Origin of the sequence: Marinobacter sp. (assembly GCF_040904845.1) — a bacterium.
GTDB lineage: Bacteria > Pseudomonadota > Gammaproteobacteria > Pseudomonadales > Oleiphilaceae > Marinobacter.
The window spans coordinates 1-4583 of the sequence record NZ_JBBDSR010000069.1 but is presented as its reverse complement, the minus strand read 5'-3'; the positions used below and the strand labels follow the sequence as shown (position 1 = coordinate 4583).

At 55.8% G+C, this 4583-nt stretch carries 5 protein-coding genes; 1 reads left to right on the top strand and 4 read right to left on the bottom strand.

Translation table 11 applies throughout. The annotated features are described in order from the left end of the window. The 3 genes from WD429_RS09160 to egtB form a co-directional block, all read right to left on the bottom strand. Nucleotides 1-1041 (bottom strand): PQQ-binding-like beta-propeller repeat protein (locus tag WD429_RS09160; RefSeq protein ID WP_368421873.1); only part of this gene is annotated, 1041 nt, incomplete at its 3' end. A 119-nt stretch (nucleotides 1042-1160) separates the two neighbouring features. Beyond that, nucleotides 1161-2129 carry an L-histidine N(alpha)-methyltransferase gene (gene egtD / locus WD429_RS09155; RefSeq protein ID WP_368421872.1) on the bottom strand — a complete coding sequence of 323 codons (969 nt, stop codon included), beginning with the start codon at nucleotides 2127-2129 and terminating at the stop codon, nucleotides 1161-1163. Between the two features lie 2 nt (nucleotides 2130-2131). Then, nucleotides 2132-3457, bottom strand: coding sequence for an ergothioneine biosynthesis protein EgtB (gene egtB / locus WD429_RS09150; protein WP_368421874.1), 1326 nt, complete (start codon nucleotides 3455-3457; stop codon nucleotides 2132-2134). Nucleotides 3458-3755: 298 nt separating this feature from the next. On the opposite strand from egtB, the gene WD429_RS09145 reads away from it, so the two are divergent. Beyond that, nucleotides 3756-3986: a ChaB family protein gene (locus WD429_RS09145; RefSeq protein WP_368421871.1), complete on the top strand. Its 231-nt coding sequence runs from the start codon at nucleotides 3756-3758 to the stop codon at nucleotides 3984-3986. Between the two features lie 57 nt (nucleotides 3987-4043). Here WD429_RS09145 and WD429_RS09140 read toward each other — a convergent pair whose 3' ends face one another. Beyond that, on the bottom strand, nucleotides 4044-4232 hold the full coding sequence (locus WD429_RS09140; RefSeq protein ID WP_368421870.1) for a hypothetical protein: 189 nt from the start codon (nucleotides 4230-4232) through the stop codon (nucleotides 4044-4046). Nucleotides 4233-4583 lie beyond the last annotated feature (351 nt).

The window sequence follows — 4583 nt, the reverse complement described above, 5'->3', positions numbered from 1 at the left end:
GTTCACCGCGCCTGCGACCACGACTACGCCATTGGCGACGACCGGTGGCGATGTGGAGTAGTAAAACCCGTCCTGCCGGTGGGGCATGTTGTGCATCAGATCCAGCTCTCCGTCCTGGGCAAAATGTCTGCAACGGGCACCGGTGGACGGGTCCAGGGCCAATAGCCTGGCATCGGAAGTGGGCAGGAACAGCTGGGCATTACATTCAACACTATCCAGATTCTCGGCAGGAGACTGACTTGTTTCTACCGGTGGCAGGTCATCCTGTTCCGGTGGAAGGTAGGAAACTCCCCTGCAGGTCTGGTGCTGGCGCTGACTCTCGGAAGGGACCTGGGCGTCGTACACCCAGCGTTCCTCTCCGGAATCGGCATCAAGCGCCACTAACCAGTTGTGGGGCGTGCAGAGATACAGGGTGTTGCCTACTTTCAGGGGCGTTGCCTGGTACGTCGTTTCGATGATGTCGTCAGGGCCTTTACGGTCGCCGGTCTGGTACTCCCAAGCGAGTTCCAGCTGGTCAACGTTGTCGGGGGTAATCTGTGCGAGGGGCGAATAACGCTGCCCGAGGTTGCTCCTGCCATAACTCAGCCAGTCACCCTCCGGCACATTCCCGAGCTGGGGATCGCCAATAACCGACTCAGTTGGGAGCTCGCCCGCTATGCGGTGAACGTCATAGGGGATGCTCGCTACCGCAAACAGTCCCACCCCAGCCCAGACAACCGCCAGTAAAGCAGCCCCCCAACGAGGGTTGCCGCGCCCGGGGAACAGTAACGGGATGGCCAGCAGGAGTAGGACCCCCAGCCGTGAGGCCAGGGGCCACCAGTCAAACCCCGCTTCCCAGAACGCCCATAGCGCCGTGGCTAACAACAGCAGTGCATACACAACCTGAGCGACGGGGCGTCGAGGTTTGATCAGCAGCGCAACGACAATCATCGTCGCCCCGCCCAGCAGGTAGTACCAGCTTCCACCAAGAACAACCAGCCAAACGCCCCCGGCAAGCAGGCATACGCCGAATAGGAGGAAAATAATAGTCCAGAATATCATGGTTTGGCTCCTTTGCTTGGTCCGAAGTACAACAGGCCGGATCCCATTCCTATCGTCACCAATGCCAGAAAAATGGCTAAAACCAGTAGCCCTAAACAACCTGGCTGGGGGTCATCGCGCTAGCTCTGATGCTCGAGGTAGTGCACGCTGAAAGAGCCGCCGCCGTCGGTCCAGACCTTACGGCAGGAAAAACCAGACCGTTGAGCCAGCACCTGGAAGCCCTCTATCGAATACTTATAAGAGTTCTCTGTGTGAATACTTTCACCTTCCTGAAAGCGGAAAGCTTCCCCCGCCACGTTTATGACCTGAGCCATTGTGCTGACCAGGTGCATCTCTATACGGCTGAATCTGTCATTGAAAAACGCCTTGTGGACGAACCGCTCAGGGTCAAGATGGGCGTCTAACTCCGTTTCGAGCCGGCTGAGCAAATTGAGATTGAATTGTGCCGTTACGCCAGCCTCGTCGTCGTAGGCTGCTTCCAGAATGGCGCGCTCTTTGATCAGATCGACCCCGACCAGCAATCCGCTGCCCGGGGGCAAAGCCGTGTATATGCCTGCTAGAAAGGCGCTGGCCTCCGCCGGCGAGAAATTCCCGATACTGGAGCCGGGGAAAAAGGCGACAATGCGCCCTTCCGTCAATTCGGGGGGCAAGGGGAGGCGCTTGCTATAGTCCGCACAGATGGCGTGTACGTTCAACCAGGGATAGTCAGTGGCAAGTATACTGGTGCTTTCGAAGAGGAAGTCGCGGGAGAGGTCAATGCCGAGATAATTTGTGATGTTCACGTGTTCCAGAAGTAAACGGACCTTGCGGCTGGCACCGCTGCCAATATCAATTAAGGAAACATCCTCTCCTGCTAACTCGCCAATTTCTTCCACCACCGTGGCCAGAATCGCCTCTTCCTTGCGAGTGAGGTAATACTCGGGCAGTTGGCAAATCTCTTCAAATAAAGCCGACCCGCGCTGGTCGTAGAGGTATTTTGGTGAGGAATATTTTGGCTGGGCCCGCAGGCCCCGCAAAATGTCTTCCTGCATGGAAAGTGAATACGCTTCTGTCGGCTGGTGGTCATAAAAATGCACTGCCGTTGTCATGGTTAGTCCTCCCTGGCCAAGCGAAAACCGGTGAACGCCCAACGTGCGTGAGGCGGGTAAAAATTGCGGTAGGTCGCGCGAATGTGAGACTCGGGTGTGATGCAGCAACCGCCGCGTAGCACCATTTGCCCCGACATGAACTTTCCGTTGTACTCTCCCAGGCTGCCCGTTAAAGGTTTGAACCCGGGGTAGGGACGGTAGGCGCTCCCCGTCCACTCCCAGACATCGCCAAACATTTGTTGTGGTGTTTGCGCCGGGTTCTCGGGCGCTGCCGGCTGAAGCTTGTCGCTTTCAAGAAAATTGCCGGTAAAAGAGACATCAGCGGCCGCCACTTCCCATTCGGATTCAGTCGGCAGGCGAACACCAGCCCATCTGGCATAGGCATCGGCTTCATAAAAACTGACGTGGCAGACTGGCGCTTCAGGATTGACGGGTTGTGGGCCAGCGAGTGTCCTGTGGTGCCACCCTGCATTGGAGCGCTGCCAATACAGTGGGGCTTTCCAACCACCGTCCCGCACTGCACTCCAGCCATCGGATAACCAGAGCTCGACGCGCTCGTAACCCCCTTCGTCAATAAATGCCATGAATTCACGATTGCTTACCGGCCGACTGCCGAGCTGGAACGGGGCAATATATTGATGGTGCTGAGGCATTTCATTGTCGAACGCGAAGCTCTTCGCGCCCTGATGGTGTCCGATAGCCTGCATGCCTGCGTCGTAGCCGATCCATTCCAGGGGCGGCGGTTCTGTGGGCGGGGGAGAGGCGACATCGCTACGGTAGACGGGCATCAACGGGTTGGTCGCCAGTATATTTTTGATATCCATCAGCAGTAATTCCTGATGTTGTTGCTCGTGGTGCAGCCCGAGTATTAGGCGAGAAAGAATGTCGTTATTTTCTACCCCGGGCCTGGATACCACGGAACTCAGCAAGAAACGCTCCATAGCCACATCCACACAGTGTCGGTAGGTGTAGGTTTCGGCTACGGTCGGGCGTGACAGGCAGCCACGGGTGGGGCGGGGGTAGGGGTCGCTGTGGGTTTCGTAATACGAGTTAAACAAATGGTCGTAAAGCGGATTAAATGGTTGGTAATTCTTCGCGAACGGCAAAAGTAAAAAGGTCTCGAAGAACCAGGTTACATGAGCCAGGTGCCATTTAGGTGGGCTCACGTCATCCATGGTTTGCACCACATAATCCTCATCGGCGAGAGGTGCGCAGATGGCTTCGGTGGCTGCACGCACAGCGCGATACTTCTGCAGGTAAGCCAGATCGGACGTCGGCCATTGAGTCCGCGTATGTTTCAGGTCACTCAGCTGTGCAGGTAGCGACATCATCAAACACTCCGTGTTGCCCATGACTCCGTGCCGTGACCTACGGGCTGAAAATTAGCAACTGCATTTCAGTAAAGAATCCTGAGAAAGATGCGTCAACCTTAAATTATTGCAATAAGTATGCTTTTTTCAGGCACTCGCAATTCAAGTGCTTGGTGGGCTATACGTTTCTGTAACCTTCATTCCATGCGGTCTACAAACTGCTAGATTGATCAATGAAGCACTATCCCACAGGTAAAGCTGATAGTTATAACCAACTGGAATAGGCCGACAGAAACTGATGCCCCGGAGGTATAGCATGCCTTACGATAAGAATTCCGATCTGCCCGACAATGTACGGGACAACTTGCCTTCCCACGCTCAGCAGATCTATCGCAAAGCGTTTAATTCGGCGTGGGATGAATACAAACTGCCAGAGGATCGGCGCGGAGATTCCGGCCGAGAGGAAACGGCCCACAAAGTGGCGTGGGCGGCCGTCAAAAAGGAGTATCACAAAGAGGGTGATGAGTGGGTTCAGGATAAGTCCTGAGCCTTTCTCTGCAACCGGGGCACGGGGACAATCACCACTTCGTAGACTCGCCACTGATCACACCCCCCTCCTCTCTGAGCCGCACTGCCGCGTTCTGTACCGATCCTGGCAGTCCAGTTCCTCTGCCAACCCTTCCGGCTTGCCGGTCTTCAGGGAGTGGGGCCTGCGGTCGAGCAGGTCGCCTACGGACTCCTTGGTATTCTTATAGCCGTGACGGAATACATCCAGGCCTATCACCAATGGCACCAGCGAATCTCTCCTGAAGGCGGCCATTAATAAAGGGGTATAACAACCGCTCTTGAGTTGGTCACTGTTAAAAAAAGAGCAGGACCGAAGCCCTGCTCGAAGTCGACGCTCTTGCAAACAACCGGAGCCCGGCCCGGTGACTTGTGACTACGCAGCATGCAAGAGATGTGCCGCAAATTCAGCGGGCGTCGAGTAGGCCAACTAAGCCACCTGGGAGCGCCGGTCCGGTTAATGCGGCGGATACGCGAAGTCAGAACGGGCAAATCTTTCCCGTTTTCGGTAAATATTGCCGAAATGTCGAGCGACCGACGCTGTAGCCCCAAAGTTTGCAAGCCCTAACAGGGTGGCCTG

Excerpts from the sequence above, each read along its gene's own strand:
- egtD (WP_368421872.1), bottom strand. The coding sequence starts at position 2,129 with ATGACAACGGCAGTGCATTTTTATGACCACCAGCCGACAGAAGCGTAT.
- egtB (WP_368421874.1), bottom strand. The coding sequence starts at position 3,457 with ATGTCGCTACCTGCACAGCTGAGTGACCTGAAACATACGCGGACTCAA.
- WD429_RS09145 (WP_368421871.1), top strand. The coding sequence starts at position 3,756 with ATGCCTTACGATAAGAATTCCGATCTGCCCGACAATGTACGGGACAAC.